A 243-nucleotide genomic window follows, 5' to 3' on the forward strand; every position below is an offset into this window, starting at 1 on the left:
TGCCCTTCGGCTGATCCGAGACCGTGGGGCGCTGGCCCTGCGTGAAGTTCAGCTGCGAGGCGCCAGAGCGACGAACCTTGTCGATCTCGCCAGCATCCATGAACTCGCGGATGATCGTTCCGTCCTTCATGCTGGCGATCGCATAGGCGGCCACCGGATCACCCTTGTCGCCGAACAGAAGCGGCTCATGCTCCAGCTTCTCTGTGTCGCCGACCACATAGTTGAACCGCTTCTGGTCAACCT

At 61.3% G+C, this 243-nt stretch carries 1 pseudogene; it reads right to left on the reverse strand.

The window, feature by feature from the left end:
• Positions 1 to 243: pseudogene (locus P9254_RS28930) on the reverse strand (recombinase RecT); the annotation flags it as partial.

The organism is Mesorhizobium sp. WSM4983 (genome assembly GCF_029625765.1).
Taxonomy (GTDB): Bacteria; Pseudomonadota; Alphaproteobacteria; order Rhizobiales; family Rhizobiaceae; genus Mesorhizobium.